The organism is Enterobacter sp. 241F3, assembly GCF_034106785.1.
Taxonomy (GTDB): domain Bacteria; phylum Pseudomonadota; class Gammaproteobacteria; order Enterobacterales; family Enterobacteriaceae; genus Enterobacter; species Enterobacter vonholyi.
Map to the genome: position 1 here is coordinate 88,894 of NZ_JAWNDD010000001.1, position 26,603 is coordinate 115,496.

Annotated in this window: 25 protein-coding genes; 4 read left to right on the forward strand and 21 right to left on the reverse strand. The window is 59.2% G+C overall.

Translation table 11 applies throughout. The features are described from left to right. Positions 1-47: 47 nt before the first annotated feature. Entirely contained in the window at positions 48-1,223 is a 1,176-nt protein-coding gene (gene araJ, locus UR504_RS00395; protein ID WP_302235455.1) for an MFS transporter AraJ, read from the forward strand. Between the two features lie 6 nt (positions 1,224-1,229). Here araJ and UR504_RS00400 read toward each other — a convergent pair whose 3' ends face one another. The 12 genes from UR504_RS00400 to UR504_RS00455 all read right to left on the reverse strand — a co-directional run bounded on the left by UR504_RS00400 (position 1,230) and on the right by UR504_RS00455 (position 15,205). Continuing rightward, the gene (locus UR504_RS00400; protein WP_320739131.1) at positions 1,230-2,321 is read right to left on the reverse strand and encodes an alkylhydroperoxidase domain protein; all 1,092 of its coding nucleotides are present in this window, start codon (positions 2,319-2,321) and stop codon (positions 1,230-1,232) included. A 10-nt stretch (positions 2,322-2,331) separates the two neighbouring features. After that, on the reverse strand, positions 2,332-3,321 hold the full coding sequence (locus tag UR504_RS00405; protein WP_302235457.1) for a putative FMN-dependent luciferase-like monooxygenase: 990 nt from the start codon (positions 3,319-3,321) through the stop codon (positions 2,332-2,334). Further along, entirely contained in the window at positions 3,318-4,925 is a 1,608-nt protein-coding gene (locus UR504_RS00410) for an ABC transporter ATP-binding protein (RefSeq protein ID WP_320739132.1), read from the reverse strand. Before UR504_RS00410 ends, UR504_RS00405 begins: the two co-directional genes overlap by 4 nt. Further along, on the reverse strand, positions 4,922-5,773 hold the full coding sequence (locus UR504_RS00415) for an ABC transporter permease (protein ID WP_302235459.1): 852 nt from the start codon (positions 5,771-5,773) through the stop codon (positions 4,922-4,924). The genes UR504_RS00410 and UR504_RS00415 overlap by 4 nt, the downstream gene beginning before the upstream one ends. Continuing rightward, entirely contained in the window at positions 5,770-6,714 is a 945-nt protein-coding gene (locus UR504_RS00420; protein WP_302235460.1) for an ABC transporter permease, read from the reverse strand. The genes UR504_RS00415 and UR504_RS00420 overlap by 4 nt, the downstream gene beginning before the upstream one ends. A 10-nt stretch (positions 6,715-6,724) precedes the next feature. Continuing rightward, complete coding sequence (locus tag UR504_RS00425) at positions 6,725-8,344, reverse strand: TIGR04028 family ABC transporter substrate-binding protein (RefSeq protein WP_302235461.1); 1,620 nt, start codon at positions 8,342-8,344, stop codon at positions 6,725-6,727. 150 nt (positions 8,345-8,494) lie between these two features. Beyond that, positions 8,495-9,505, reverse strand: a complete 1,011-nt coding sequence (gene adhP / locus UR504_RS00430; RefSeq protein WP_115875167.1) for an alcohol dehydrogenase AdhP — start codon at positions 9,503-9,505, stop codon at positions 8,495-8,497. A 198-nt stretch (positions 9,506-9,703) separates the two neighbouring features. Beyond that, entirely contained in the window at positions 9,704-11,416 is a 1,713-nt protein-coding gene (locus UR504_RS00435) for an ABC-F family ATP-binding cassette domain-containing protein (protein ID WP_320739133.1), read from the reverse strand. A gap of 382 nt (positions 11,417-11,798) precedes the next feature. Next, the gene (locus tag UR504_RS00440) at positions 11,799-13,496 is read right to left on the reverse strand and encodes an NAD-dependent malic enzyme (RefSeq protein ID WP_023335794.1); all 1,698 of its coding nucleotides are present in this window, start codon (positions 13,494-13,496) and stop codon (positions 11,799-11,801) included. Between the two features lie 176 nt (positions 13,497-13,672). Beyond that, positions 13,673-13,810, reverse strand: a complete 138-nt coding sequence (gene sra / locus UR504_RS00445) for a stationary-phase-induced ribosome-associated protein (protein ID WP_008501714.1) — start codon at positions 13,808-13,810, stop codon at positions 13,673-13,675. Between the two features lie 95 nt (positions 13,811-13,905). Continuing rightward, positions 13,906-14,121: a biofilm-dependent modulation protein gene (bdm, locus tag UR504_RS00450; protein ID WP_013096534.1), complete on the reverse strand. Its 216-nt coding sequence runs from the start codon at positions 14,119-14,121 to the stop codon at positions 13,906-13,908. A gap of 232 nt (positions 14,122-14,353) precedes the next feature. Beyond that, the gene (locus tag UR504_RS00455) at positions 14,354-15,205 is read right to left on the reverse strand and encodes a Vmh family MBL fold metallo-hydrolase (RefSeq protein WP_271367940.1); all 852 of its coding nucleotides are present in this window, start codon (positions 15,203-15,205) and stop codon (positions 14,354-14,356) included. Between the two features lie 110 nt (positions 15,206-15,315). Here UR504_RS00455 and UR504_RS00460 point away from each other — a divergent pair, with 110 nt between their 5' ends. Next, entirely contained in the window at positions 15,316-16,191 is an 876-nt protein-coding gene (locus UR504_RS00460; RefSeq protein ID WP_302235513.1) for a LysR family transcriptional regulator, read from the forward strand. A gap of 19 nt (positions 16,192-16,210) precedes the next feature. Here the strand turns inward: UR504_RS00460 and UR504_RS00465 are convergent, their stop codons facing one another. After that, positions 16,211-17,170, reverse strand: a complete 960-nt coding sequence (locus UR504_RS00465; protein ID WP_302235514.1) for a hypothetical protein — start codon at positions 17,168-17,170, stop codon at positions 16,211-16,213. A gap of 115 nt (positions 17,171-17,285) precedes the next feature. Here UR504_RS00465 and UR504_RS00470 point away from each other — a divergent pair, with 115 nt between their 5' ends. Continuing rightward, positions 17,286-17,714, forward strand: coding sequence for an OsmC family protein (locus tag UR504_RS00470; RefSeq protein WP_302235515.1), 429 nt, complete (start codon positions 17,286-17,288; stop codon positions 17,712-17,714). A 23-nt stretch (positions 17,715-17,737) separates the two neighbouring features. Here UR504_RS00470 and UR504_RS00475 read toward each other — a convergent pair whose 3' ends face one another. Then, a complete protein-coding gene (locus UR504_RS00475) occupies positions 17,738-18,643 on the reverse strand; it encodes a LysR family transcriptional regulator (RefSeq protein WP_302235516.1) in 906 nt (301 codons plus the stop codon). Between the two features lie 115 nt (positions 18,644-18,758). Between UR504_RS00475 and UR504_RS00480 the strand changes: the two genes are divergently transcribed. Beyond that, entirely contained in the window at positions 18,759-19,508 is a 750-nt protein-coding gene (locus UR504_RS00480) for an SDR family NAD(P)-dependent oxidoreductase (protein WP_008501706.1), read from the forward strand. On the opposite strand, the gene UR504_RS00485 is transcribed toward UR504_RS00480, so the two are convergent. The 7 genes from UR504_RS00485 to UR504_RS00515 are packed head-to-tail and all read right to left on the reverse strand — an operon-like array spanning position 19,505 to position 26,338. Further along, positions 19,505-20,434, reverse strand: a complete 930-nt coding sequence (locus UR504_RS00485) for an ABC transporter ATP-binding protein (RefSeq protein WP_302235517.1) — start codon at positions 20,432-20,434, stop codon at positions 19,505-19,507. The genes UR504_RS00480 and UR504_RS00485 overlap by 4 nt on opposite strands. Then, positions 20,427-21,413: an ABC transporter ATP-binding protein gene (locus UR504_RS00490; protein ID WP_302235518.1), complete on the reverse strand. Its 987-nt coding sequence runs from the start codon at positions 21,411-21,413 to the stop codon at positions 20,427-20,429. Before UR504_RS00490 ends, UR504_RS00485 begins: the two co-directional genes overlap by 8 nt. Beyond that, positions 21,413-22,306: a D,D-dipeptide ABC transporter permease gene (gene ddpC, locus UR504_RS00495; RefSeq protein ID WP_302235519.1), complete on the reverse strand. Its 894-nt coding sequence runs from the start codon at positions 22,304-22,306 to the stop codon at positions 21,413-21,415. The genes UR504_RS00490 and ddpC overlap by 1 nt, the downstream gene beginning before the upstream one ends. After that, on the reverse strand, positions 22,303-23,325 hold the full coding sequence (locus UR504_RS00500; RefSeq protein WP_008501701.1) for an ABC transporter permease: 1,023 nt from the start codon (positions 23,323-23,325) through the stop codon (positions 22,303-22,305). Before UR504_RS00500 ends, ddpC begins: the two co-directional genes overlap by 4 nt. Before the next feature lie 22 nt (positions 23,326-23,347). Further along, positions 23,348-24,880, reverse strand: a complete 1,533-nt coding sequence (locus UR504_RS00505) for an ABC transporter substrate-binding protein (protein ID WP_302235520.1) — start codon at positions 24,878-24,880, stop codon at positions 23,348-23,350. Between the two features lie 15 nt (positions 24,881-24,895). Next, on the reverse strand, positions 24,896-25,471 hold the full coding sequence (gene ddpX, locus UR504_RS00510) for a D-alanyl-D-alanine dipeptidase (RefSeq protein WP_111963605.1): 576 nt from the start codon (positions 25,469-25,471) through the stop codon (positions 24,896-24,898). A gap of 12 nt (positions 25,472-25,483) precedes the next feature. Further along, a complete protein-coding gene (locus tag UR504_RS00515) occupies positions 25,484-26,338 on the reverse strand; it encodes a MurR/RpiR family transcriptional regulator (protein WP_302235521.1) in 855 nt (284 codons plus the stop codon). Positions 26,339-26,603: the final 265 nt, after the last annotated feature.

Sequence of the window (26,603 nt, forward strand, 5' to 3'; positions counted from 1 at the left end):
GATTATTCAATAATGCCCGCTGCGAGTGATTAACCCGTGGTTGAGGTATGAAAAAGACAATATTTTCGTTGGCGCTTGGTACATTTGGCCTGGGCATGGCCGAATTTGGCATTATGGGCGTGTTAACCGAGCTGGCGCATGACACCGGTATTTCGATTCCCTCCGCCGGGAATATGATCTCGTTTTACGCCTTCGGCGTGGTGATTGGCGCCCCGATTGTGGCGCTATTCTCAGGCAGGTTCTCGTTAAAAACTACGCTGCTGTTTCTGGTTGCCCTGTGCGCGGTCGGGAACGCTCTGTTTACGTTTTCTACGTCATATTTCTGGCTGGCGGCCGGGCGCCTGATTTCCGGTTTCCCGCACGGCGCCATTTTCGGCGTCGGGGCGATTATTCTTTCTAAAATCGCGCCGCCGGGTAAGGTGACGGTCGCGGTGGCCGGGATGATCGCCGGAATGACCGTCGCCAACCTGGTGGGTGTGCCGCTCGGCACCTGGCTGGGGCATCAGTTCAGCTGGCGTTATACCTTTTTCCTGATAGCCCTGTTCGATGCGCTGGTGATCCTCTCGGTGCTGATCTGGGTGCCGAACATCCGCGACACATCGGAAATTAAATTAACCGAGCAGTTCCACTTTCTGAAAAAACCAGAACCCTGGCTGATTTTTGCCGCCACCATGTTTGGCAATGCCGGTGTGTTCGCGTGGTTCAGCTTCGTTAAGCCGTTTATGGTCAACGTCTCCGGTTTTTCAGAAGGGGTGATGACGGCCATCATGATGCTAATGGGGCTTGGCATGGTGTTGGGCAATTTGCTGAGCGGCAAGCTCTCGGGACGCTTTAGCCCGCTGCGCATTGCGGCGACCACCGACATGGTGATTGTCGCCTCGCTGCTGTTGCTTTTCGCCTGTGGCGAACTGAAAACGGCCTCGCTGGTCATGGGTTTTATCTGCTGTGCCGGGCTGTTTGCGCTCTCTGCGCCGCTACAAATTCTGCTTCTGCAAAATGCGAAGGGTGGTGAGATGCTGGGTGCCGCGGGCGGGCAGATGGCGTTTAATCTCGGCAGCGCGATCGGGGCATATTTTGGCGGGATGATGATTACCCTCGGCTTTAGCTGGCGCTACGTCACGCTGCCTGCGGCGATACTCTCGTTCTCGGCCATGAGCGCGCTGTTGATCTACGGTTACCTGCGGGCCAGACGGGCTCAGGCTAACGCTCGCGCGCTAGCCTGATCGAATTCAGGCAAGCCAGGGCTCGCCCAGGGTCAGCATCAGGCGGTTGGCCCAGGCGAAGAACGCGGCGGACTGCACCAGGTCAAGCTGGGCTAAGGTGTCCAGCCCCTCTTTTTCAAGCGCGGCAAGGTGCAGCGGCGTGGCGGCAGGCGGAGTAACCGACAGCGCCGCCGCAAAATTTATCTCCGCCTGCCAGCGCGCAGATTGTCCCTCGCTCAGGGATTGTCCTGGACGCACGGCCAGCAGGGCCTCTACCGCAGCGTCATCCTTTGACAGCTGGCTGGCTTTCCGCGCATGGACAGATGCGCAGTAGATGCAGCCGTTAATTTTACTGGCGACCGTTGCGGCCAGCTCGCGCTCGGCGCGCGGCAATCCTCCCGGCGTATAAAAAATCCCTTTATCCGTTAGCGTGCGCTGTTCAAGCACCGGCAGGTTGCGGCCCAGCAGGCGGAAATAGTCGGAATCGGTGTGGCCAAACTTCGCCAGGATCGCAACCTCGTCATCACGAAAATCCGCCAGCGGTTTGGCGGCGATCCACGGTTCCCAGCCCAGTTCCTGCTGGGTGAAGGCGACGGGAGCCGCCTTGCCGGTGGCCGTGGTTGCGGTCGTGTGCCAGACGCCTGCCGCCACCGGGGCATCGCTTGTGGCGACTGGCCTGTCGTTCAGCAGCCGCAGCCCGGCAATCAGTCGGCTCTGGAAGCTGACAAAGGCGATCAGCTGCGCCAGGGTCACGATATCTTCTTTGCTCCATCCCGCCTGGGTCAGCGCCTTTAACGATGCGGGCGAAGCTTCAACGGGTGAGAAGGTCAGCAGGCGCGCGAAGTTCAGCGCCGGGGTCAGACGGTCGGAGGTCGGGTCCGCCAGGCCAAACCCCGCATAGTGCGCGGCCAGCGCCTCCGCGTTGTGCCACCTCGCGACTTTTGCCGCGACGGCGAAGCGCTCGTCCAGCGCAAAAACGCTGTCCTGCTGGGTAAATAAGATTTCGTAGCTGCCCTGCGCGTGTCTCGTGGCGGCGTCCCGCGTGGCGCGCGCCTCTGCCAGAGGGGAACCGGGTTTAATTTCCGCCAGCTCGGCGAGAATGTCGTGACTTAATGACATAGGTGTCTCCTCAAAGGATGTGGGGGGCAATATGTTCGGCGATCAGTTCGATAGAGCGCAGCGTGTCGCGATGGGTGGGCTCGACCGAATGGACCTGGAATGAGATGTCCGTGGCGCGCTGGAGAACGGAATCGGCCTGCAGCGAACGCAGCACCGTCTCGGGCGAACCGATGTGGGCGTCGAACTGGCGACGAAAATCTGTGACGGTGTCACCTTTAACCGCGTGCCCGGCGGCGCGATGCTGCTGGGCCTGTTTCGTGAGGCCCGGCGTCGCAACTTTCAGCGCATAGTCATCGCTGTCGGCGACGAACGCGGTACGGGAAGCCAGAATGCGCGGTGCGATGCCCGCGGGCAGCGCCTCAAGGTAGGCATCCACAATCGGGTTCTGGATCGCGTCGAGCGTTAAATCCAACTGGTCTGCCGGGCGCGGCTGCGTGCGGGAGAGCATCAAACCGTGTCCAGCCCGCGCGGCGCGAACGGCGCCGTCGACGGAAAAGGTGGCAATCCAGATCCGGTCAGCCAGCTGTGGCGCTGGCGGGTAAAGGTGGTTATCCGGATGGGTGAGCGAATCCCCGCGCCAGGCGCTCTGGATCACATGTAGATGGTCAGCAAAGGCCGCGCCGCGCTGTTCGAACGTCAGTCCGAACGGCAGGAAAGAGGTCGGCGTGCCGCCCGAACCAAAACCGACTTCGAGACGTCCATCGGCGAGTAAATCCAGCACCGCGGCATCTTCTGCGACGCGCAGCGGGTTTTCCATCGGCAGGGTAATGATGGCCGTGCCGAGTCGAATGGTTTCGGTATGCGCCGCAACGTGTGCCAGAAACAGCAGCGGTGACGGCAGACCGCCTTCACTTTCATGGAAGTGGTGCTGAGCAATCCAGGCGCTGTCAAAACCGTGGCGTTCGGCGTGGCGGATCTGTTCGGTTGCCAGACGATAGCGCTCCTTCGGCGTGGCGTCGTCAAGCAGGCGGGTGAAAAATCCCAGGCGTTTTCGCGTCATGCGAACTCCTCCGTAGCGGGTGAAAAATGGGGAATGGCAGCAATCAGCTCGCGGGTATAGTCGTTTTGTGGCGACGTGAATAAGGTTTCGACGTCACCGTGTTCGACCACCTGACCGCTGCGCAACACCGTGACGCTGTGGGCGATCCGGCGAACGGTGGAGAGATCGTGCGTGATGAACAGGTAGGTTAATCCCAGCTGCTGCTGCAGCTGCTGAAGCAGTGCCAGGATCTGCGCCTGCACGGTGACGTCCAGCGCGGAGGTGGCTTCGTCCAGCACCAGAATAGTCGGCTCCAGAATCAGCGCCCGGGCGATGGCCACGCGCTGGCGCTGACCGCCTGATAGCTCCCTGGCGGTGCGGGTCAGGAGTTCGGTAGGCAGGGCAACCCGCTGCGCCACGATTTCCACCCGGACCTTTCGCTCAGCCTTCGCGAGGCGGGAAAAGTTCTTCAGGGGCTCTTCGATGATGTCAAACAGCGTCTGACGCGGATCGAGAGAGGCGAACGGGTTCTGGTAAACAAACTGGATCTTCTGGCGCAGCTGACGACGGGCCTCGCGGCTGAGCGCGGTGGCATCAATGTCATCAATAATGACCTGTCCGCTGTCGGCCTGTTCAAAACCCAGCAAAATACGGGCGAGGGTGGTTTTCCCGGAGCCGGATTCACCGACCAGCGCGTGCGTGCTGCCGCGTCTGACGTCAAACGTCACCCGATCCAGCGCCTGAAGCTGATGATCTTTGCCCAGCGAGAACCGTTTGCTGATGGCGCGGGCGCGAATGGCCGGTGACGCGAGCGGCAGGTCGGCTACCGGGGCGATGGTCAGGCGCTGGCCCTGGAGATCGCTCAGCAGCTGGCGGGTGTAGGCGTGCTGCGGCGTGCGAACGATGTCGGCGGTGTCGCCGTGCTCCTGAACCTCACCATGGCGAAAAACCAGCAGCCTGTCCGCGCGCTGAGCGGCCAGCGCCAGATCGTGGGTGACAAACAGAACGGCAGTACCCGATTCCCGGCGCAGGATATCCAGCAGATCAAGAATGCGTTTTTGCACCGTCACGTCCAGCGCGCTGGTGGGCTCATCGGCAATGATGACGTCCGGACGCAGCGCTATCGCGATGGCAATCAACACGCGCTGTTTCATTCCGCCGGAGAGCTGGTGCGGATACTGCGTCATGCGCTGTTCGGGGTGGCTCAGGCCGACCTTTGTCAGCAGGGCAAGCACCAGCTCGTCGCGTTGGGCGCGAGTCACCTTCTGGTGCAGCTGAATAATTTCCCCGACCTGACCACCGATCGTCTTCACCGGGTTGAGTGAATTACCCGGATCCTGCGGAACCAGGCTGATTCGCGCCCCGCGCAGGGTATCGAGACGCTTCGCTGACCACCGGCTAATCTCCTCGCCGTTGAGCACGATTTTCCCCGCATCGCGACGGGCGTTATCCGCCAGCAGGCCAATGATCGCCTGTGCCGTGGTCGTTTTGCCGGATCCGGATTCGCCGACAAACGCCAGCATTTCCCCTCGCCTGAGGGTGAAGCTGACGTTATGCACCACCTCGCGCCACTGGCGCGCGGTACGGTAGCTGATGGTCAGGTTTTCTACCGAGAGTACGGTCATTTCAGGCCTCCGCTGAACTGCTGGCTGATACGGTTGGTGGCAAGCACGACGGCGATGACGACCACGCCGGGGAAGGTGGTTAGCCACCAGGCGGTAGAGAGATAGTTACGGCCTTCGGCGATCAATAAGCCCCATTCCGGCACGGGCGGCGGGGTGCCGTAGCCGAGAAAGCTCAGCGTGGAGAGGGCCAGAATGGCCTGACCAAACTGCAGCGTGGCAAAGGCGAGAACGGCGGTTAAGGCGTTGGGCAGGATGTGTCGCCACAGCACCGCCAGGAACGTCCCGCCGCTGCCGAACGCCGCCTCGACGTAATCCGTATGGCGGATGCGCACCACTTCACCGCGCGCGAGGCGGGCGAAGCTGGCAATGGAGGCCACGCCGACGGCAATGGCGGCGTTAACGGTGCCAAACCCGAGCAGAATAATGACCGTCAGCGAGAGCAGCAGAGACGGAATGGACAACAGCACGTCGACAAAACGCATAAGGAAAGACTCGACGCGTCCGGCGAACGCCCCGGCGACAACCCCCAGACCTGTGCCGACCACCAGCCCCATCGTGACGGCAGCGAGCGCCGCGCTCAGGGAGTGGGATGCACCGTACACAATACGGGTGTAAACATCGCGGCCAAGCTGATCGGTGCCGAGCCAGTGTCCCGCCTGCGGCGCAAGACGTTGCGCTCCGGCGATGCCCTCAATCGGGCTGTAGTGGGTTAACAGGCCGGGCGCCACGGCGGCGAAAATCGCAATGATAATTACCGCCCATGCCAGCCACAGTCCGGGCTGCCACGCGACGCCCTGCCAGCCGGGAACGCGTTTTCGCGCGGCGGCAGCGTAATCGACCAGGCTCATGATGCACCTCCGGTAACGGTTTGCAGACGGGGATCCAGCAGCGGCATAAGCAGGTCCACCAGCAGGTTGATCAGGACAAAGCCGAGGGCGGAAATCATCACTACCGCCTGAAGTACGGCAATATCCTGGTTATTCACCGCCTGCTGGGTCAGCTGCCCGAGCCCGCTGCGGCCAAAAACGGTTTCGGTGATCAGCGCCCCGGCAATCAGCTCGCCCAGCAGCAGCCCGGCAATGTTCAGGACAGGCAGCAGGGCGTTGCGGGTCACGTGACGCCACAGCACGGCGGTTTCACTCAGCCCTTTGGCCCGGGCTACCGCAACAAACGGCTGCGTCGCCACCTGGTCGAGGCTGCGCATCAGGATTTGTGCCAGCGGGGCGGAGATCGGGATCGCGACGGTCACGATCGGCAGGATCAGCCCCTGCAGCGGCGTCGGGTTAATGACCGGGATCAGCCGCAGCTGGAAAGAAAAGAGCTGGATGAGGGCAATCCCCAGCCAGAACGTCGGTAAGGAGATAAACAGGACCGGCAGAGACTGGAGGGTATTACTCAGCCAGCGCAGACCCGGCAGACGCGACGCAAAGGCCAGCGCAAACGCCAGCAGAACCGCGATTAAAAAGGCGGGCAGGGCGAGGCTCAGGGTATCCGGCAGATTGCTGGCAATCAGCTCGCTGACCGGCGCCCCGGCCTGTAACGAATAGCCGAAATCCCCGCGCAGCATCGCCAGCAGCGTATGGCCGTATTGCTGCCACAGCGGGCTGTCCGCGCCGTAGGCCACGCGCATCTCCTCAATTTGCGCCGGGCTTAAGCCCAGGTCCGGGTTCTGAAATTTAATCAGCACCGCGTCGCCCGGCAGCACCTGGAGCAACACGAACGAGAGGGTAAAGGCGACCCACAGTACCAGCAGCCCGTGCCCAAAGCGTTGAAGAAGTGCGTGGCGCATCGTCAGCTCCTCAGTGTTTCTCAATCCACGCGCCGTAGAACGACGGGCGGCCGACCGCTTCAAAATTGACGCCTTTTAGCCAAGGCGCACCGGCAAAGACCTGCGGCTCCTCGAAAATTGGAATGACGTAGGCGTTATCCAGCAGGTAGCGCTGGGCGTCGCCGGTCAGCTGCAGGCGTTTTTGCGGATCGACCTCTGAGGAGATATTTACCAGCAGCGCATTCAGCTTGTCGTCACGGAAGCTTTTGACCTTGTCGCTGGAACCGCCTTTTTGCAGCAGCGCGTCGCGGTTAGCGGGGTAGAACATGCTTTTCACCACGTCAGGATCGGCGCGTCCCACTTCGGAGACGGTTAACGGGGTTTTCAGCGGATCAAGGTTATCCAGCGTGCGGCTGCCAGCGTCACCAGCTTTCACGCTCAGCGCCACGCCCACCTGGCGCCACTGCTGGGCAACCAGCTGCAGCACCTCTTTGTTTTGCGGCTGCGGCAGGGATTCGTACACCGTCAGCGCCAGCCGTTGCCCGTCTTTGGCGCGGATCCCGTCGCTGCCCGCTTTCCAGCCCGCCTCGTCCAGCAGCTGGTTGGCTTTAGCCGGGTCAAAGGTCAATTTATCGCTGAGATCGACAAAGCCGGCTGCAGAATCGGCAATCACCGACTTCGCCTGCGGATAGTTGGCCGAGAAGAGGGTCTCGACCACCTGTTTTGCGTTGGTGGCATGCAGCAGCGCCTGGCGGACGCGAATATCGGAGACCAGCGGGTTATCCGGGCGGAAGCTAATGCTGTCGTTCACCCCGCGGGTCGGGGCGGCGTAGATTTTATAGCCCTGATCGGTCGCCTGCTTTTCGTCATACGCCTGGACCTGGCGAATAAAGTCGGCCTGACCGGCCAGCAGGGCGCCGACGCGCACGCTGTCTTCCTGGGTCACGATAAACTTGATGCCGTCCAGATTGGCCGGCCCCTGCTGCGTCAGGTTTTTCGGTCCCCACTGGTAGTCCTTACGCGCTTCCAGCGTCACTTCGCGACCCAGCTTCTCGTCCTTCACCACAAACGGGCCGGAGCCAATGATATGCCGGGCGTCACCCAGCTCTTCAAAGTTGCGCTTCAGCGTGCTGAGCGAGACCAGGCCCGAGCCAATCGTGGCGGTGCCCTGCAGGAATCCCGGCGACGGTTTTTTGAAGTAGAACTTCACGGTCAGCGGGTCGACCACTTCGCTGCGATCGTAGTTATTGATCACTTCTGACACCGGAAGACGCTGCGCTTTGTTACCTAAGCCGTAGGTATCAAAGTTCTTCGCTACGGCGTTGGCGTCCAGCGGCGTGCCGTCGGAGAAGGTGATGCCGGGACGCAGCTTAAATGTGTATTCGGTTTTATCGGCGTTGGTGGTCCAGCTTTCGGCTACCCAGGGCTCCACCTGTAACGTTTTCGGGTTCTGCCACGTCAGTTTGTCGGTGATCTGGTTCAGAATGCCGCCGTTCGGGTAGAAGCCGCCGGCAGGCGGGTAAAGGTTGGTATGCGCCTGTTGCTCCAGATAAATCAGCGTGCCGCCTTTGACGGGCGCATCTGCTGCCCACGCTGCGGTGGTCGTCAGAATCAACGCCGTCAGCAGCGGCAGACGAAATGGGGTTTGCATGGTGAATTCCTTTGTTATCTTCTTGTTAGCGTCGGATTCATCATCGGGCGCGGGGGAAAACAAGGGAACAAAGGAATTAAGATAAGGATTGCCGGAAAATGGCTATAAAAAAACCGCCCCTGTCAGGAGCGGTAATTGAACGGTGGGTGATTATGAACGCAGGTCAATCACCATACGGCCACGGATCTGGCCCTGTTCCATCTCTTTAAAGATGGCGTTGATGTCCTCGATAGGACGCATCGTGACTTTCGGCACGACCTTGCCTTCAGCGGCGAACTGGAACGCTTCCTGCAGATCCTGACGGGTGCCAACCAGCGAACCCACCACCTGAATACCGTCCAGCACCAGACGCGGAATATCCAGGCTCATCGCTTCCGGCGGCAGGCCAACCGCGACCACGCGGCCACCGGCACGTACGGCATCTACCGCCGAGTTGAAGGCGGCTTTTGCGACGGCAGTGACGACTGCAGCATGCGCGCCGCCGGTTTTCTCCTGCACAATTTTAGCGGCATCTTCGCTGCGGGAGTTGATGGTGAGATCCGCACCCATGCTGGCCGCCAGCTTCAGCTGTTCGTCGTTAACGTCAAGGGCGATGACTTTGGCGTTAAAGACGTTTTTGGCGTACTGCAGCGCGAGGTTGCCCAGACCGCCCAGACCGTAAATCGCAATCCACTGGCCTGGTTTGATTTCGGATACCTTCACCGCTTTGTAGGTGGTGACACCGGCGCAGGTAATGCTGCTGGCCGCCGCCGAATCCAGACCGTCCGGCACTTTTACCGCATAATCCGCGGTGACGATGCACTCTTCCGCCATGCCGCCGTCAACGGAGTAACCGGCGTTTTTCACGTCACGGCACAGGGTTTCGTTGCCGGTATTACAATATTCGCAGTGCCCGCAGCCTTCAAAGAACCAGGCCACGCTTGCGCGGTCGCCGACTTTCAGCGATTTCACGCCTGGGCCGACTTCTTTTACGATACCAATCCCTTCATGGCCCAGGATAACCCCGGTTTTATCGCCAAAATCACCGTTCTTCACGTGGAGGTCGGTATGGCATACGCCACAGCACTCCATCTTCAGCAGAGCTTCCCCGTGCTTTAGCGGGCGCAAGGTTTTTTCGGTGACATTAACCTGATGATCCTGAGTGACAACAGCAGCCTTCATGTGTATCTCCTTGTTCATGATGAGTATCTGCATAGCAGGTGTAATACTCCTCAAGGATTAGTGGTTTGGCGCTGTAATGCAAGGCAACGGCAACATAATGTCATTATTTAATCCATTTTCAGAATAAGAATACGGCGTTCCTCTAATAATTTAGGGGGAAAATACTGGCCCGGCGAGAGAGACTCGCCGGGCGCAGACTTACAGCTGTGCTTCTATCTCCTTAATCTCTTTACGCCATTGAGCCTGCAGCTGCGGCTTTTGATGCTTAGGCTTACGCGCCAGATCGTCTTCCAGCAGCGTTTCCAGTGCGACCAGCCGTTCGAGCAGATCGTCATACGGCGAGGATTGAACCGCCGAAGCGGTGATAGCAGGTGCGGTGGATGTCACCAGCCCCGCGCTTTCACGCAGACGCTCAAAGACCGCTTCTGCATCGTGCCACTCGCTCAGCTTTTCCTCTTCAATCAGCCAGAAACGGTTGCAGCTTTGGCTAATTAACTGTCGGTCATGGCTGACCAGCAGAACGCCGCCTTCAAACTGCTGAAGGGTTTGCGCCAGCGCCTCTTTGCCTTCCATGTCAAGGTGGTTAGTTGGCTCATCCAGCATCAGCAGGCTGTAGCGGGCAAGCGTCAGGCCCACGAACAGCAGGCGCGAACGCTCGCCGCCGCTGAGCGTGCTGACTTTCTGCCCGTGGCGGGACCACGGGAACCCGGCGCTTATCAGGGCCATTTTGCGATTCTGCGGATCCGGTGCGAAAGGCTCCAGCGCGTCGAGAAGCGTGGCGTTGTCTGCAAGCTGATGAAGCGTCTTGTCGTAGTAGCCAGGCGACACGCGCGGATGGATTTTCAGCCCGCTTTCCGCCGGTTCATCCGTAAAATGTCGCCAGATAAGCTTCATCAGTGACGATTTGCCGCAGCCGTTACGACCAACAATCGCCACGCGATCGCCGCTTTTCAGCCGCGCCGTTTCGATGTTAAACAGCGGCGGTAGCCCAGGCGCGGGCGGGACGCCGAGGTTTTCCATCTCCAGTAGACGGTCCGCCCGCAGCGCGTCGCCGCGCAGAGTTAACGTCCACGGGCTGCCCGCCGTGAGCGCGGTCTGGCTCTCTTTGAGCCGTTCGACCTGTTTTTCCATCTGTTTGGCTTTGCGGGCCAGGTCTTCGTTGTCGTAAACCTTGCCCCAGGTCGCCAGACGTTTGGCGCTTGCGGTTACGCGGTCGATCTCCTTTTGCTCCGCCTTATGGCGCTGCGCGTCGCTTTCATCTTTGGCGTCAAGCGCCTGCCGTGCTGCCGTACAGGGAAGGGCAAAGTAGTGCAGCGTTTTATCGCGCAGGATCCAGCTACCGTTGGTGACGGCATCCAGCAGCTGTCTGTCATGCGAGACCAGCACAAAGCTACCCGACCAGTTCTGTAGAAAGTATTCCAGCCAGAGCATGGTCGGCAAATCAAGGTGGTTGCTGGGTTCATCGAGCAGAAGCAGGTCTGGCTCGTGAATCAACGCTCGCGCCAGCAGCAGGCGGGTGTGCTGTCCGCCGCTCAGCGTGGAGGATTGCAGCAACATATCCTGCGGCGTGAAGCCCATGCTTGCCAGCAGCGTTTCGGCTTTCCAGCGCAGGCTGTCCCGTTCAGTTGAGGGCAACTGGGCCAGGACGGCATCCAGCATGGTCAGCGGAAAAATAGCGTCCGGGAGATGTTGCTCCACGCGCGCCATAAGGCAGTGCCCGGCCAACGCTACCGTTCCGGCCGCAGGGGAATCCGTGCCGTCCAGCACCTTCAGCAGCGTACTTTTGCCGCAGCCGTTGTCGCCCAGCAGACCAATGCGGTCGCCTTTTTTCAGCGTAAAGGAGAGTGAGTCGAAGAGCGTGCCAAACGCCGTATCAACGCGTAAAGATTGTGCAGTGAGTAAAGTGCTCATTGTTGCTTACCCAAGAGTTACAGGCATGTTTATGCCTCGTCAAACATCGCTGACGATAACTCAGTAAGCCCGAGAGAAGGGATTTCAGGGGTTGGTGTCTTCGCTCAAGCAGAAGTTATCGCAGCACGATACCGATAACGCTTGAGCTGGTGCGATCACCAAATGTATGTGAAACATTGAAAATTTCACGATACAGCATAATTGGCCTCCTTATATATTCAGTGGGTTAATGGATGAATGGAGTGTAGCGGGGGAAAAGGGGTTTGGCTAGTGGGTATTCGATGGTGCGGTCTGTTGCCCTCACCCTGACCCTCTCCCACAGGGAGAGGGAAAACACCCGGCCCGTAGGCCCGGTAAGCGAAGTGCCACCGGGCGGAGCGGATTAAATCGACGTACGGCGATAGCTGCGGTATTCAGGCTTCCAGAAGTTGTCGTCGATGGCCTGCTGCAGCGCGTCGGCAGAGGTTTTCACCGCCACGCCCTGCTGCTGCGCCATTTTACCTACCGCAAACGCGATCGCGCGCGACACCTTGTGAATGTCCTTCAGCTCCGGCAGCACCAGCCCTTCACCGTTGTTGACCAGCGGAGAGTAGCCCGCGAGGGTTTCGCTCGCCGACATCAGCATCTCATCGGTAATGCGGGACGCACCGGAGGCGATTACGCCCAGTCCAATGCCCGGGAAGATATAGGAGTTGTTGCACTGCGCAATCGGATAGGTTTTATCCTTCCACACCACCGGGTCGAATGGACTGCCGGTCGCAACCAGCGCGTTACCTTCGGTCCAGGCAATGATGTCCTGCGGCGTTGCCTCCACGCGCGAGGTCGGGTTGGAAAGTGGCATCACGATAGGGCGCTCGCAGTGCTTGTGCATCTCGCGAATAATCTCTTCGGTGAAGAGACCGGTTTGCCCGGAAACGCCGATCAGAATATCCGGCTTCACGTTGCGCACCACGTCCAGCAGGGAAAGGACTTCGTTGTCGGTATCCCAGTTTTTCAGGTTTTCGCGTTTCTGCACCAGCTTCGTCTGGAACGGCAGCAGGTTCGGCATGCCGTCGGTCAGCAGGCCGAAACGGTCAACCATAAAGACGCGGGAGCGGGCCAGCTCTTCGCTTAAGCCTTCGCGCTGCGTCTGGGCGATAATCTGCTCGGCAATACCGCAGCCCGCAGAGCCTGCGCCCAGGAAGACGATTTTCTGGTAGCTCAGCTGGCTCCCGGCTGCGCGGCTGGCGGCGATAAGCGTACCCACCGTCACGGCTGCGGTGCCCTGGATATCGTCGTTAAAGGAGCAGATCTCATCGCGATAGCGGTTCAGCAGCGGCATCGCGTTTTTCTGCGCGAAGTCTTCAAACTGCAGCAGAACGTCCGGCCACCGGTGCTTCACTGCCTGGATGAAGTCGTCGACAAACTGATAGTACTCGTCGTCGGTAATACGCGGATGGCGCCAGCCCATATAGAGCGGGTCGTTGAGCAACTGCTGGTTGTTGGTGCCGACGTCCAGCACGACCGGCAGGGTATACGCCGGGCTGATGCCGCCGCAGGCAGTATAGAGAGAGAGTTTACCGATTGGGATCCCCATCCCGCCAATGCCCTGGTCGCCGAGGCCGAGAATACGTTCGCCGTCGGTCACCACAATGACTTTGATATTGTGGTTCGGCACGTTCTGCAGAATATCGTCCATGTTGTGACGGTTCTGATAGGAGATGAATACCCCGCGGGAGCGACGGTAGATCTCTGAGAAGCGCTCGCAGGCCGCACCCACCGTAGGGGTGTAGATCACCGGCATCATCTCTTCGAGATGGTTCTGCACCAGGCGATAGAAGAGGGTTTCGTTGGTGTCCTGAATGTTGCGCAGGTAAATGTGTTTGTCGATTTCAGTTTTGAAACCCTGGTACTGGATCCACGCGCGCTCTGCCTGTTCTTCGATGGTTTCAACCACTTCTGGCAGTAAACCCAGCAGGTTAAAGCTGCTGCGCTCTTCCATACTGAAGGCGCTGCCTTTGTTGAGCAGGGGGAATTCGAGTAAAACCGGTCCGGCGTATGGGATGTATAAGGAACGATGTTTTTTCAGTTTGTTGTCCATGTCACTCACTCTTTTTATGAAGATCCGTCCCTGACACTGCTGTTTGTCATCTTTCTGGCCTGTGCGATGGGGTGCGGTCCGGCGGTATTATAAAGGAGCTAAATATTAATTACCGCAACACATAAACAAAAACACCACCGGGATTACCGATGGTGTTCTGGATCTCAGTCTGGAACTTACTTGCCGGCGTGGCGTTTTCTGCCTGTGGCGTGCGTGACTTGCGTTTCGTGGTCGCCTTCAATCACCACTTTACGCTGATTCGAAAGCTTGTAGTTCAGTCCCAGAATATGGCGTGCCTGACGGTTCGATTTCATGTTAACTCCTCAATCCTGTTGATAGTTTTAAGGACCAGTTTGCTTACGCAAACGAAATGTAACCCCTTAGGTTGCAGATCCAGCTTAGCAGGTTTTTACAAGGGTGCGTTTTGCCCGCTGACGACGTAGTTAATGGTCTGCTGGTAGATGTCACTGAGGATGTCATTATCTGTGGATTCCACCCACTTGGTCAGTTCCATCAAAATGTCATCTTCAGTCACAGCACCGTGCTCGGCGTGAAGACCCTGCGCAATCGCGTTAACGAGTTCAGGTTGTGCTGCTGCGGTATTAGCCGGGTAATAAGTAAACATGCTGCCTCCGTGTCGTTTTCTGTTTAATGGTACGGCTCGCAAAAAATTTAATTCATAAACAGAATGGCAAATATTTTCCCGGTTGTGGTTCAGATTCATCTTAGAAATAAAAATGACATAAGTGCATGCTTTTATGCGCTTTTGAAATGTGGGGGTTAATCGAAGTGCTGTTGAGAGGATATTATAACGGTGCTCCTGCTATCACGAAAATATAGCAGGAGCAGAATTTAAATTACCACTTCATTTCGCCGGTATTCACCTTAGCGCTTAATTCCAGCGAGCTCTCTTCAGCCAGATTCGGATACTGTTTTTTCAGGGTGCTGATGACGCCCGCAGAATCTTTATGAACGGATAAGGCCTTTTCAAAGCGCTGGAGATAGTCACGGGTAAAATCAATCGCACCCGTCCCGGCTGGCGGGGTACCCAGATAGTGACCCGGGATCACGCGCTCGGGTTTGTGCGCCGCCATGTTCACCAGCGTTTCCTGCCACTGCTTACGGCTTTCCGCTGTCTGGGTGTCCGCCGTCCAGACGTGAATCCCCCAGGCTACGCCAGTGCCGCCGAGGATGGTCTTTGCGGACGGGATCCATACATAGGCCGCATAGCTGTCAGGCTGTTCGATGTCGATCTTCTCCCCGTCAACCATAAACGTGGTGGAGGCGAGCACCTGCGGGACGACCAGCTCGGTCGGTGCGCCGTCTTTCATCTGTGGACCCCAGAAGGCGAGCTTGGCGTCTTTGGTGGCCTTGATGTGGTCAACCACGTGCTGCGTGGCCACCACTTTGGCGTTTGGGAAGGCTTTGACCAGCGGCTGCAGGCCAAAATAGAAATCCGGATCGCCGGAGGTGATCACAATCTTATTCAGGGTTTTACCGCTGCGGCGAATTTTCTCTACCAGCGCTTCGCCATCCTTCACGCTGAACTGCGCGTCAAACAGTACAGCTTCTTTCGGGCCGGAAACCAGCGTGGAGGAGACAGCGAAAATGCCTTTCTCCTGCGGGTTATAGGTATCAATGTTCAGCGGCGCGGCAAAAACAGCGGGTGTGAAAAGGGTGGAAAGCAGGGCAAGGTGAGTGAATTTCATGCTGTTGTCTCGGTTGTTCAGGAATGTCTTTATTGTACGGATATTTGCATTTGCCAGAATTCCTGAAACAAGACATGCTTAGTTTCATAAATCGAGCAAATGGAGCTTATATGGACCGCGTTATTGCCGCTCAGGTTTACAACCGGATATGCGAGCTGGGGAGTTTGAGCGCTGCAGCCCGCGCGCTGGGTATTTCCCGACCGATGGTCAGCCGGTACCTTGAACAGATGGAGAAGTGGGCGGGCACGCGGCTGGTAAACCGCTCCACGCGCAAGCTGACGCTGACCGCGGCTGGGGAAAAGGTGCTGCAAAAAACGCGGACCCTCTCGCAGATCTCGCAGGAAATTGAAGGCCAGTCGGAAAAAGATCTTCCGTCCGGCACCCTGCGGGTGGCCTGCGCGCACTTTACCGCCATGCATCTGATTGCGCCGGTGCTGCCCGGTCTGCTCTCGCGTTACCCGCAGCTGCGCATCGAGCTTGACGTGAATAACCACCCGGTCAGCCTGGTGGGAGAGCGCATTGATGTCGCCGTACGTATTACCGATAACCCTGAACCCGGCATGATTGCCCGCCGGCTGGGGGAGTGCCGCTCGGTGCTTTGCGCCTCGCCGGAGTATCTGGCACAACACGGTATCCCCTTCAGCCCCGAAGAGTTAGCCCGGCATAACTGCCTGCACTATAGCTTTTTTGCCGGGCAGTCCTGGCACTTCCTGACGCCGGAAGGAGAAGGCCTGAGCGTGGCAGTCAGCGGCAACCTGAGCGCCAGCATCTCTTCGCTGTTGATGGACGCGGCGATTAAGCACTGCGGTATTGCCATGCTGCCGGAGCGCGAGGCGCGTGCCGCGCTGGATCAGGGATTGCTGGTGTCGGTACTCGAGGCTCTGGAGCCGAAACCGCTTGCCATCCATGGCATTTATCAGTCACGGGAATATCAGCCTGCCGCGCTGCGCGTGTTCCTCGACGAACTGGCCCGCTTCCTGGCTTAAGAGCAGGGTTGACGGGTGATTATTTTGCCTTTAGCCAGGGAGAGGACGTGCTCCAGAAAATAATATCCGCCCCGAGATAATTTTCCGCGAACCGATCAAATTCTGCTTTGGTGAAGGGCTTGCCGGTCTCAGGATTTTTATAGGTCAGGGTCGGTTCCTGAACCGCCATGGCGATGAGCGGCAGCGTCTGTTTATTTTTATGGAAGAAGGGATAGGCATTCTTCATGTGTGCCTTGCGGTTGGGAACAATATCCGGCCCACCCAGACCGACATTGTTGGCGCTGGCATACGTAAACAGACGCCCCATGTAGTTGTGGTCATTATCCCACTCGCACGGCCAGAAGTTCACGTATTGCACCACGTGTGATTTCTTAAAAGCCTTTCGCGCAAAGGCCAGATTTTCCATTTCTCCAGCGAAATAGCTGTCGCAGGTAAACCCGGCGGGCGGATTTTTTTCGTCGAGATCGATGGCGGTTTCGGGCAGGTTTACGCCATACACCTCACCATCAAAGCGTTTCGCGAGGGCGGCCAGCAAAGCCTGGTAGCGCTGACGCACGGCGGGATCCCACTGACGCGCCACCCATCCTGAACCGACTGGCTTCCCTTCGCCGGAGTTATCGAACTGCGGTGCAATCCCCCCACCGTATTGCTTATCGTGCATCAGATAGTCCGGCACGTAGCGGGCGTCCGCCTCAAAGAAACGATCCTGGATTTGAATAAAGAGTTTTTTTCCGGCGGCCTTAACGCGCGCCAGATCCTGTTCTATCCTCGAGAAGTCATAGTTGTCTTTTTCGGGTTCCAGCAGGCGCCAGTTGTAAACGATCTGCACGCCGCCGATATCGCTTCGCGCAACGAGCGGAAACACCGCGTCGAGCTCGCCGGAGCTGGTATAGATAAAATTCTCCGGCGTTTTCGCCAGTGAAGAAAGCGATACCGCCAGTGTGGTGACGGCAACGGCCATCCTGATTTTTAGCGCCATATCATTATCCTTTTTGTTGGTACAGCAGGTGAAAGTCCTGGAATTGTCTGTGTTCCAGGGTGGGTCAGATGCGTAGTCTATACTTAACCCTTTGTAAGCCAAAAGGAGAGCAAGAATGACTATTCATAAGCACGGTTCGGCACACTGGTCTGGCGACATTAAGCGCGGTAAAGGAACGGTTTCCACCGAGAGCGGCGTTCTCAATCAGCAGCCTTATGGTTTCAATACCCGCTTTGAGGGCGAAAAGGGAACCAACCCCGAAGAGCTGATTGGCGCGGCACATGCGGCCTGCTTCTCGATGGCGCTGTCGCTGATGCTCGGGGAAGCGGGCTATACCGCCGACGCCATTGATACCACGGCGGACGTCTCTCTGGATAAAACCGACGGCGGCTTTGCGATTACGAAGGTTGCCCTGAAAAGCAAGGTCACCGTTCCAGGCATCGCCCCCCAGCAGTTCGACGGTATTATTCAGAAAGCCAAAGCAGGCTGTCCGGTATCGCAGCTCCTGAAAGCTGAGATTACGCTGGACTATAAGCTTAACTAAGCCACAGCCGGGTTTGCGCCCGGCTATCCCTTCAGCGCGGCGGGAAACACCTCCGCCAGCCACGCAATAAACACCTTAAGACGGTGCGTCAGATGCCGGTTCTGCGGGTAAACCACATGAAACGGATAGGCAGCAGGGCGCCAGTCGCTCAGGATCGCCGTCAGCGTACCCGCCCGTAAATACGCGTTTGCCGAATACTCAAACGTCTGAACGATCCCCAATCCCGCTGCGGCAGCCGCCAGATGGGCATTACTTTCGTTTACGCCGAGATAATGCGGAATATTGATTTCCAGCGTCTCGCCGTTTTCTCTGAAGCGAAAAGGAAACGCCCGCCCGGTGACGGGCGAAAGGTAGCTAATGAGCTTGTGGCCGTTGCATAGCTCCTGCGGATAGGCCGGAACGCCGTGATTTTTCAGGTAACCCGGCGTCGCGCAGGTGACCATTTCGGCGTTGCCAATATGGCGGGCGATGAGGGTCGAGTCGTTCAGCGGGCCGCCGCGGATGACGCAGTCTACGTTACCGCTGATGAGATCCACCGGACGATCGGCTACTCCAAGGTCGATGCGGATTTCCGGATAACGCTGCATAAAATCCGGCAGCAGGGGGATAAGCACGTCGCGGGCGGTGGATCCGCCTATATCAACCCGCAGATGCCCTTTTGGCGTCGCGCGGGAAATGCGAAACGCGGTGTCGATGTCTTCGATATCTATCAAGACCCTGAGCGCTTTTTCATAGTATTCCGTCCCTTCAGGCGTCGCGACCACACGGCGAGTCGTCCGGTGCAGGAGACGTATCTCCAGATGCGCCTCAAGTGATTTGACCAGCTTGCTCAGGGTGGCGATCGGCATATTCAGCGAGTCCGCCGCGCGGGTAAAGCTGCCGGTTTCCACCACCCGGGTAAAAGCGCGCATCGCCATTAGCTGGTCCATGAGGTTTCCCCGATTATTTCTGTATGTGAATAGTCATTTTCATTTTTGCTGGTTTTTCACTAATCCTGCAAGGGATAAAGTTTGTCCAACGCAAACCCAACAAAAGGTAAATGACATGAACACGACTCTTTCAGGAAAAATTGCACTGGTCACCGGCGGCAGCACCGGCATTGGTCTTGCCACGGCGCAGGAGCTGGCAGCGCAGGGCGCGAAGGTGTATATCACCGGACGCCGTCAGGCCGAGCTTGACGCGGCGGTCGCAGAAATTGCTTCAACGGCAGTGGGCATTCGCGCGGACGTGTCAAAACTGGCGGATCTGGACGAGGTCTATGCCCGGATAGCCAAAGAAGAAGGCCGCCTCGATATTCTGTTCGCCAATGCGGGTGGCGGGGATATGCTGCCGCTGGGCGCGATCACCGAAGAGCAGTTTGACCGGATTTTTGGCACCAACGTCCGCGGGGTGCTGTTTACGGTGCAGAAGGCGTTGCCTCTGCTCTCCGCCGGATCCTCGATTATTCTGACCGGCTCGACGGTCTCCATTAAGGGGACGGCAAACTTTAGCGTCTACAGCGCCAGCAAGGCCGCCGTGCGCAACTTTGCCCGCTCCTGGGCGCTGGATTTGCAGGGCCGTGGGATCCGCGTCAACGTGGTCAGCCCGGGCCCGATCAAAACCCCTGGCCTCGGCGATCTGGTGCCGGAAGAACACCGTCAGGGGCTGTACGACGCGCTGGCCGCTCAGGTGCCGCTGGGCCGTTTAGGCGCGCCGGGCGAGGTGGGGAAAGCGGTGGCGTTTCTGGCCTCCGATGCGGCCAGCTTTATTAACGCCACCGAGCTGTTCGTGGACGGCGGGATGGCGCAAATTTAACCCAGACTTCGCCAGCAGCGGACGTCACGGCCCTCGCGAGAGGGCTGTAACGGCTGGGGCTGTTCGCACCCCTGCGCGGCCATCGGGCATCGGTCACGGAAAAAACAGCCTTCGGGCAGGCGGCGGTTGCCGGGAAGCTCCGTTTTGCGTAAGGCCAGCGTCTCATCCAGCGGTTCACCGGTGCGGGGAACAGAGTCGAGCAGCAGACGGGTGTAAGGATGGCGCGGCTCGCCAAGCACCTGCGCGGCGCTGCCCAGCTCCACAATCTGCCCAAGGTACATCACCGCCACGCGGTCGCTCATGTGCCTGACCACCGAGACGTTATGTGAGATCAACACGTAGGTCAGATTACGCTGCTGTTGCAGGGTCACCAGCAGGTTGAGGATCTGCGCCTGCACGGAGATATCCAGCGCGCTGGTGGGTTCATCGAGCACGATGATATCCGGATCGGACGAGAGCGCCCGGGCGATGGCAATGCGCTGGCGCTGCCCGCCGGAGAAGGCGTGCGGAAGCCGGTCGAGATATTCCGGGCGAATGCCCACCTGCAGCGCCAGGTTTTCAGCCAGCTGACGGCGTTCACGCTCGCTGCTGCGCTTTTGCACCCATACCGGCTCGGTGATAATGCGCCAGACGGGCAGGCGCGGGTCGAGCGAGGAGAGCGGATCCTGAAACACCATCTGCATGCCGCCCGCATGGTGCGCCCGCTGGCAGGCGCCGGTGCTGGGCTTAAGCATGCCCATCAGCAGCTGGGCCAGCGTGCTTTTCCCGCAGCCCGATTCCCCGACGATACCGAGCGTTTCTCCCCGACGGATCTCAAGGTCGAGCCCGTTAAGCGCATGGACCTTTTCCGTCACGCGCCCCAGCCAGTTTTTACGCGCTGCAAAATTGACGTGCACGCTATCCAGTTCCAGCAGTACATCAGACATGGGCTTTCTCCCGTTGTGGATACCAGCAGGCGGCCTGTTGGCCTTCTGCGCCAGTGGGCGCTAAGCGCGGCGTTTCGCTGCATTTCGCCCCGGCGGCAAAGCAGCGCTCGCGGAACGCGCATCCCGGCGGAAGCTGGCTGAGGTTGGGGACCGTGCCGGGGATGGCGGGAAGCGGGGCACGCGGCTGGCCGTGCTCCGGTGCGCACTGCAGCAGGCCGATGGAGTAGGGATGCACAGGCTGGTGGATCAGCGTTTGCGTGGCACCGCTCTCGATCACGCTGCCCGCATACATCACGTACATCCTGTCGCAGAGCTGCGACACCACGGCCATATCGTGGCTGATAAACAGCACCGAGGTGCCGCTGGCCCGTGCCTTGTGCTTCAGCAGGCGCAGCACCTGCAGCTGGACGGTGACGTCCAGCGCGGTGGTCGGTTCGTCGGCGATAATCAGCTCCGGCTCGCAGGAGAAGGCAAGGGCGATCATCACCCGCTGGCGCATCCCGCCCGACAGCTCAAACGGATAGCGGGCAATGACCGCTTTCGCATCCGGGATTTGCATCTCTTCCAGAAGGGTAATCGCCTTCTGCTGCGCCTCACGCCGGGAAATCGGCTGATGCTGGCGGATCACCTCGACCATCTGTTTGCCAATTCGCCGCGTCGGGTTGAGGGCGGTCATGGGCTCCTGAAAAATCATCGCGACCTTTGCGCCGCGCCACTGGCGAAGCTGTTTCTCGGATGCCGTCAGGACATTTTCGCCGAGTAATTTCACCTGACCATGATGAATGCGGTAGCTGCCTTCCGGCAGCAGACGCATGGCGAGCATGGCGGTCACCGATTTACCCGAACCGGATTCGCCCACCACGCCGACAATTTCACCCCTGCCGATCTCCAGCGAGACGTGGTTCAGCGCGTGAACCTCGCCGCGAAAAATCGGGAAGCTCAGATGCAGGTCTTCAATCTTGAGTACCGGATCGGTCATCACTGTTTACCTCCCGATTTCGGATCCAGCAGATCGCGGATACCGTCGCCAAACAGGTTAAAGCCCACGGCGGTTATCAAAATCGCCGCACCGGGAAACGCGCAGTACCACCACTGGTCCAGAACGTAGTTACGGCCGACGGCCACCATCGCGCCCCATTCGGCGGTCGGCTGCTGCGCCCCCAGGCCAATAAACCCCAGTGTGGCGGCCATGAGGATGGCGCTGCCGATGTCCAGCGACGCCTGCACAATCAGCGGCGGCAGGGCGTTGCGCAGGATGTGCCAGCGGATCAAATGCCAGCGGGAGGCGCCAAAGGTGCGGGCGGCCTGCACGTAGGTAAACTGGCGCACCACCAGGGTTTGCCCGCGTGCCAGGCGGACGTAAAACGGAATGCGGACAATCGCAATCGCCAGCATGGCGTTAAACAGGCTCGGCCCGAGCGCGGCGGCCAGCGCCATGGTCAGCACCAGGGAAGGTATCGAGAGCATAATGTCCATCACCCGCATGATGACGGCGTCGCCGCGCCCGCCCAGCACGCCGGACAGACAGCCCAGCAGCGAGCCGATGCCGCCCGCAATCATCACCACCGCCAGCCCGGCGGTAATGGACTGCTGGCTGCCCGCCAGCACGCGGCTGAACAGATCGCGACCCACCTCGTCGGTACCAAACCAGTGCTGCGCGGACGGCGCCTGCAGGCGGGCGGTCAGATCCAGCGCGTTCGGGTCGTGCGGCACTATCCACGGCGCGGCCACCATAATGAAAAGCATCACGAGCATAATGACGCCGCCAACGATCGTGAGCGGGCTTTGACGCAGCATCCAGAACAGCTTTGCCCAGTTGATGCGTTGTCCGGCGGTTTTAGCCGGGGCGGGCGTTTCCTGCGTTAACATCATTCGGCACCTCCGCGCCCGATTCGCGGGTCAATCCACAGGTAAAGCAGATCGACCACCAGATTAACCAGCACGTAGGCCAGCGAAACCACGACGGCAAAGCCCATCACGGCGGGGAAATCGAGCGCCTGAATGGACGTCACCACCCAGGCGCCCATGCCAGGCCAGGCAAAGACGGTTTCGGTCAGCACGGCGCCATACAGCAGATCCCCCAGCGCCAGCCCGAGCACGGTAATCGACGGGATCATCGCATTCGGCAGGGCGTAGCGCAGGACGATATACCAGCCGGGCAGGCCGCTGGCGCGGGCAGTGCGAATGTAGTCCTCGCTAAGCTGCTCCAGCATCGCCGAGCGAACCTGGCGTGCGACGATGCCCAGGTGGACAAACGCCAGCGTCAGCGAGGGTAAAATCAGGTGCTGCAGCGCGTTGAAAAAGACCTCGCCGTTGCCCTCCAGCAGCGCGTCCAGCAGATAAAAGCCGGTGACGTGCGTCGGCGGGTCGAGCCAGTCGTCCAGCCTGCCGCCGCCCGGGAGGATCTGCAGGTGCCCGTAGAACAGCACGATGACGCCCAGCCCGAGCCAGAAGGCCGGCGTTGAGATCCCGGTCATCGCCATTAAACGCACCAGGTGATCCAGCCAGCGGTTGCGGTAGACCGCCGACAAAATCCCCAGCGGCACGCCGATGACCAGCGCCAGCAGCAGAGAACAAAAGGCCAGCTCCAGCGTGGCGGGGAAAAAGGCCTTCAGGTCTTCCGCAACCGGACGACCGGTACGGATGGACGTGCCTAAATCGCCGTGGGCCAGGGCGTCCACGTAGCGGCCAAACTGAACGTACAGCGGCTGGTCCAGCCCTAGCTGCTGGCGGATGTTCTGCACGATGTCGTCGCTGGCGCGATCGCCGGCCAGCAGACGTGCCGGATCGCCGGGGATCAGGTGCGAAATAATAAAGGTGATAATACAGACACCGGCCACCACCAGGAGTAACCCCCAGCAGCGCTGGCGCACTATGCTCCAGAACGTCATACGCTTTCCCCCGGCGAAACGGTTACTTGCTCATGGTGGCGATGTTGAACACCTGCTCGAGCATCGGATTAAAGGTGAAGCCTTTGACCTCTTTGTTCATCGCCAGCTGGTAGTTCTTCTGGAACAGATAAACGTAGGCCGCTTCGTCGATAACCACCTTTTGCGCCTGCTGGTAATCTTTGGTGCGTTCCGCCTGGTCGGTGGTTTTCAGCGCGGCCTGCAGCAGGGAATCGACCTCTTTGTTCTCATAGAACGAGCGGTTGCCCGGCAGCCCTTTTTTATCCGATTCGAACCAGTAGTTCATGAACATATACGGGTCGGCAAAGTCCGGGCTCCAGTTGCCGATGGCGATGTCGTAATCGCCTTTGCCGACGCGGTCGCGCATGGTGGCGTTGGCCAGTTTCTCCAGCTTGACGTTAATGCCGATCTTGCCAAGGCTGGCCTGGGTTGAGAGGGCGATAGGCTCCCAGTTTGGATCGTTGTCCGAGTAGAGGAAGGTCAGGCTGGCGGGCTTGTCTTTGACCTTCTCCAGGGCTGCTTTAGCTTTGGCCTCGTCGAGGCTGTACTGCATAGCCGCGGCGTCAAAACCCCACATGCCTTCCGGGATCGGGCCGCGCATTTGCTTGCCGTTGCCGCTCAGAATGCCTTTCACCATCCCCTGATAGTCCGTCGCCCAGGAGACCGCGCGGCGTAAATCCACCTGATTGAGCGGCGCTTTGCTGTTGTTGAGGTAGAGGTAGGTCACGCGCAGGGACGGGTATTCGGCAACGGCGACTTTGCCTTCCTGCTTCAGGGCCGCCAGCTGATCGACCGGCAGGGAGTCGGCAATGTCCAGATCGCCGCGGGAAAGCTGCAGACGGCGCGACGCGCTCTCACCGATAATTTTTACCGAGACGCGCTTGAAGTGCGGCTTGTCGCCAGACCAGTGCGGGTTTGGCACCAGCACCAGCTGCTGGCCTTTCTGCCAGCTTTTCAGCATAAACGGCCCGGAACCGGCGGTGTTTTGCGCCAGAAAACCGCGCGCATCGTCTGCGGCATTGGCCCTCAGCACCGCCGGGTTAATGATGGACGCCCCGTCGTTTGCCAGGGTGTAGAGGAAAGGCGCGAACGGCTGGCTGAGGGTGAACTTCACCGTATGGTCATCAACGGCATCTATTTTCAGATCTTTCGGGAAGGCTTCAGACGGCCCCTGGCTGAGCTTCAGCAGGCGCTCAAAGGAGAGTTTGACCGCCTCGGCGGTAACCGGCGTGCCGTCAGAGAATTTGGCGTTATCCGCCAGGGTGAAGGTCCACTCTTTCTGGTCGTCGGAAGCTTTCCAGCCCGTCGACAGATCGCCTTCCACCTCGGTAGAGCCTGGCTTGTACTTGACCAGACGCTGGTAGGACGGATAGGTGACGGTCCAGTCGTTGTTATCAATGGTGATGGCCGGATCGAGCGTTTGCGGGTCGGCGGCTTTACCGATCGCCAGCATGTCTTTCGGGACGGCAGCCAGCGCCAGCGGTGCGCTCAGGGCCAGCGTGGCGGCAATGATGGTCGAGAGAAGCGATGTTTTCATGGCAGTGCTCCAGGTTCAAAGAGAGGTGTGCGTCAGGGGAAAACAGGCAAAACGGTCGTCAAGCAGCGGGTAGCTGGCGGCGTTCGGCAGTTCGAAGTGCCACCATTCGCTGCTGATACCCACAAAACCGCCGCCAAACATGATGGCGTTCAGCAGCAGACGGTTACGCTGGGCGTGCGGCGGTACGGAGGGGTGATACGGATGCGATCGGTCATGCATTTCGTCAAAACCGGCGCCCATATCCAGCACGGCGTTATGTTCGTCCATCAGGGTGACGTCGATGGCCGTGCCGCGGCTGTGGTTGGAGCCAATCGCCACGTCGACCACGTATTCCGGGTTGGGGCAGGCCTCCCACAGCTGAGCCTGCGCCTGCTGCGGCCGATAGGCGTCGTAGACCACCAGCTTCAGCCCGGCCAGCGTGGCAATGCTGATGGCTTTTGCCAGCGCGGTAGCGGCATCGGTATGCAGCAGGCACAGCGCCTCCTGATAGATCGGACGGCCGGTGATGTTGTCGGCGGTGGCGTATTTCAGATCGATATGCAGCGTGGGGAACGTCTTCGCCACATCAATCAGTTCACTCTCTACGGGCATAGCTCCGCTCCTTTAGCGTTCGAATTGACCAAACTCTTGTTGTAATTGTCGGTTTACCGCCAGACGAGCCGGAAGCGCATCACCCAGCGCTTCCACCACGCCCGACAGCAGCAGGTTGAACAGGCAGCTTACGGGGGCAAGTGAATCCCAGAAATGACCGGTATCGGTTTTCACCTGCAGCAAATCCATCGGGTAATCCCGCGCCCACGGGCACCAGATGTCGGTGATTAAGGCCAGCGGAATGCCCTTCTCGCTCGCGACGCGGCAGTACTGGCGCGCCATTGCGGAGTAGGTACGCGTATCTGTCAGCACGACATAAGGGTGCGAGAACCCCGAGTTCAGGGATTCCACCCAACTGCCGGATGCCCCTTCGGAGTAGCTCACCCGCGGGCGGAGGTATTCAAGGTGGCTGAAGAAGGCGTTGGCGATCCCGCGCGTGGACTGGATCCCCAGCACAAAGACCGCGTCCGCGTGGGCCAGATGGTCTACCACCTGGCGGAAGGCGTCCGTTTGCGCCAGCTGGTACACCTGCGTGATGGCATCCACTTCCAGCGACAGGGCGTGCTGAAGGCGGCTGGAAAGAGGGCGCTGCTGCTGCCAGGAGTCGAGCCGCTCGTTCATGCCCCAGGGCTGATACGGATCGCGCAGGCTTTTTTTGGCATCTTCCAGGTTGCGGTACCCCAGCTTGCGCAGGAAGCGTCCGACGGTAATTCCGCTGGTCCCGCTCGCCTGACCCACACTTTCCGCCGTTTCAAACGGGATTTGCGCGGCGTGCGCCAGCAGCCAGCTTCCGACCCGCTTTTCGCTGGGCGTGAGCTGGCTGAACGTCGCTTCGATACGGCTCAGCATCTCAGGTTTCGTCGTCATACCGCCTCGCTGTTAACAGGCTGTCAATGGTCGAATTTGTGTTACCCGGTTAACAATGCATGACGCGTGCCATATTCACAGGCGGGCGAAAACCCGCTGAGCAGTAAACTTCATGCAATATTTAGTTAACCAATGATCAACATTTGTGCAGCGTAGTTCACTTTTGGTGCACTGGCTGAGCGGGCAGGTATGAATTTGGTGAATACGTCAGTCCGTTCACATTTTTGATAAGATAGATGTACTGTGAATATAAAAGGGATCCCGG

Excerpts from the sequence above, each read along its gene's own strand:
- UR504_RS00425 (WP_302235461.1), bottom strand. The coding sequence starts at position 8,344 with ATGCAAACCCCATTTCGTCTGCCGCTGCTGACGGCGTTGATTCTGACG.
- bdm (WP_013096534.1), bottom strand. The coding sequence starts at position 14,121 with ATGTTTACTTATTACCCGGCTAATACCGCAGCAGCACAACCTGAACTC.
- UR504_RS00455 (WP_271367940.1), bottom strand. The coding sequence starts at position 15,205 with ATGAAATTCACTCACCTTGCCCTGCTTTCCACCCTTTTCACACCCGCT.
- UR504_RS00515 (WP_302235521.1), bottom strand. The coding sequence starts at position 26,338 with ATGACGACGAAACCTGAGATGCTGAGCCGTATCGAAGCGACGTTCAGC.
- UR504_RS00490 (WP_302235518.1), bottom strand. The coding sequence starts at position 21,413 with ATGACCGATCCGGTACTCAAGATTGAAGACCTGCATCTGAGCTTCCCG.
- UR504_RS00460 (WP_302235513.1), top strand. The coding sequence starts at position 15,316 with ATGGACCGCGTTATTGCCGCTCAGGTTTACAACCGGATATGCGAGCTG.
- UR504_RS00415 (WP_302235459.1), bottom strand. The coding sequence starts at position 5,773 with ATGAGCCTGGTCGATTACGCTGCCGCCGCGCGAAAACGCGTTCCCGGC.
- sra (WP_008501714.1), bottom strand. The coding sequence starts at position 13,810 with ATGAAATCGAACCGTCAGGCACGCCATATTCTGGGACTGAACTACAAG.
- UR504_RS00440 (WP_023335794.1), bottom strand. The coding sequence starts at position 13,496 with ATGGACAACAAACTGAAAAAACATCGTTCCTTATACATCCCATACGCC.
- UR504_RS00505 (WP_302235520.1), bottom strand. The coding sequence starts at position 24,880 with ATGAAAACATCGCTTCTCTCGACCATCATTGCCGCCACGCTGGCCCTG.
- UR504_RS00435 (WP_320739133.1), bottom strand. The coding sequence starts at position 11,416 with ATGAGCACTTTACTCACTGCACAATCTTTACGCGTTGATACGGCGTTT.
- UR504_RS00405 (WP_302235457.1), bottom strand. The coding sequence starts at position 3,321 with ATGACGCGAAAACGCCTGGGATTTTTCACCCGCCTGCTTGACGACGCC.
- adhP (WP_115875167.1), bottom strand. The coding sequence starts at position 9,505 with ATGAAGGCTGCTGTTGTCACTCAGGATCATCAGGTTAATGTCACCGAA.
- araJ (WP_302235455.1), top strand. The coding sequence starts at position 48 with ATGAAAAAGACAATATTTTCGTTGGCGCTTGGTACATTTGGCCTGGGC.
- ddpX (WP_111963605.1), bottom strand. The coding sequence starts at position 25,471 with ATGCCCGTAGAGAGTGAACTGATTGATGTGGCGAAGACGTTCCCCACG.
- UR504_RS00500 (WP_008501701.1), bottom strand. The coding sequence starts at position 23,325 with ATGACGTTCTGGAGCATAGTGCGCCAGCGCTGCTGGGGGTTACTCCTG.
- UR504_RS00480 (WP_008501706.1), top strand. The coding sequence starts at position 18,759 with ATGAACACGACTCTTTCAGGAAAAATTGCACTGGTCACCGGCGGCAGC.
- UR504_RS00420 (WP_302235460.1), bottom strand. The coding sequence starts at position 6,714 with ATGCGCCACGCACTTCTTCAACGCTTTGGGCACGGGCTGCTGGTACTG.
- UR504_RS00475 (WP_302235516.1), bottom strand. The coding sequence starts at position 18,643 with ATGGACCAGCTAATGGCGATGCGCGCTTTTACCCGGGTGGTGGAAACC.
- UR504_RS00410 (WP_320739132.1), bottom strand. The coding sequence starts at position 4,925 with ATGACCGTACTCTCGGTAGAAAACCTGACCATCAGCTACCGTACCGCG.
- UR504_RS00470 (WP_302235515.1), top strand. The coding sequence starts at position 17,286 with ATGACTATTCATAAGCACGGTTCGGCACACTGGTCTGGCGACATTAAG.
- UR504_RS00400 (WP_320739131.1), bottom strand. The coding sequence starts at position 2,321 with ATGTCATTAAGTCACGACATTCTCGCCGAGCTGGCGGAAATTAAACCC.
- ddpC (WP_302235519.1), bottom strand. The coding sequence starts at position 22,306 with ATGATGTTAACGCAGGAAACGCCCGCCCCGGCTAAAACCGCCGGACAA.
- UR504_RS00465 (WP_302235514.1), bottom strand. The coding sequence starts at position 17,170 with ATGGCGCTAAAAATCAGGATGGCCGTTGCCGTCACCACACTGGCGGTA.
- UR504_RS00485 (WP_302235517.1), bottom strand. The coding sequence starts at position 20,434 with ATGTCTGATGTACTGCTGGAACTGGATAGCGTGCACGTCAATTTTGCA.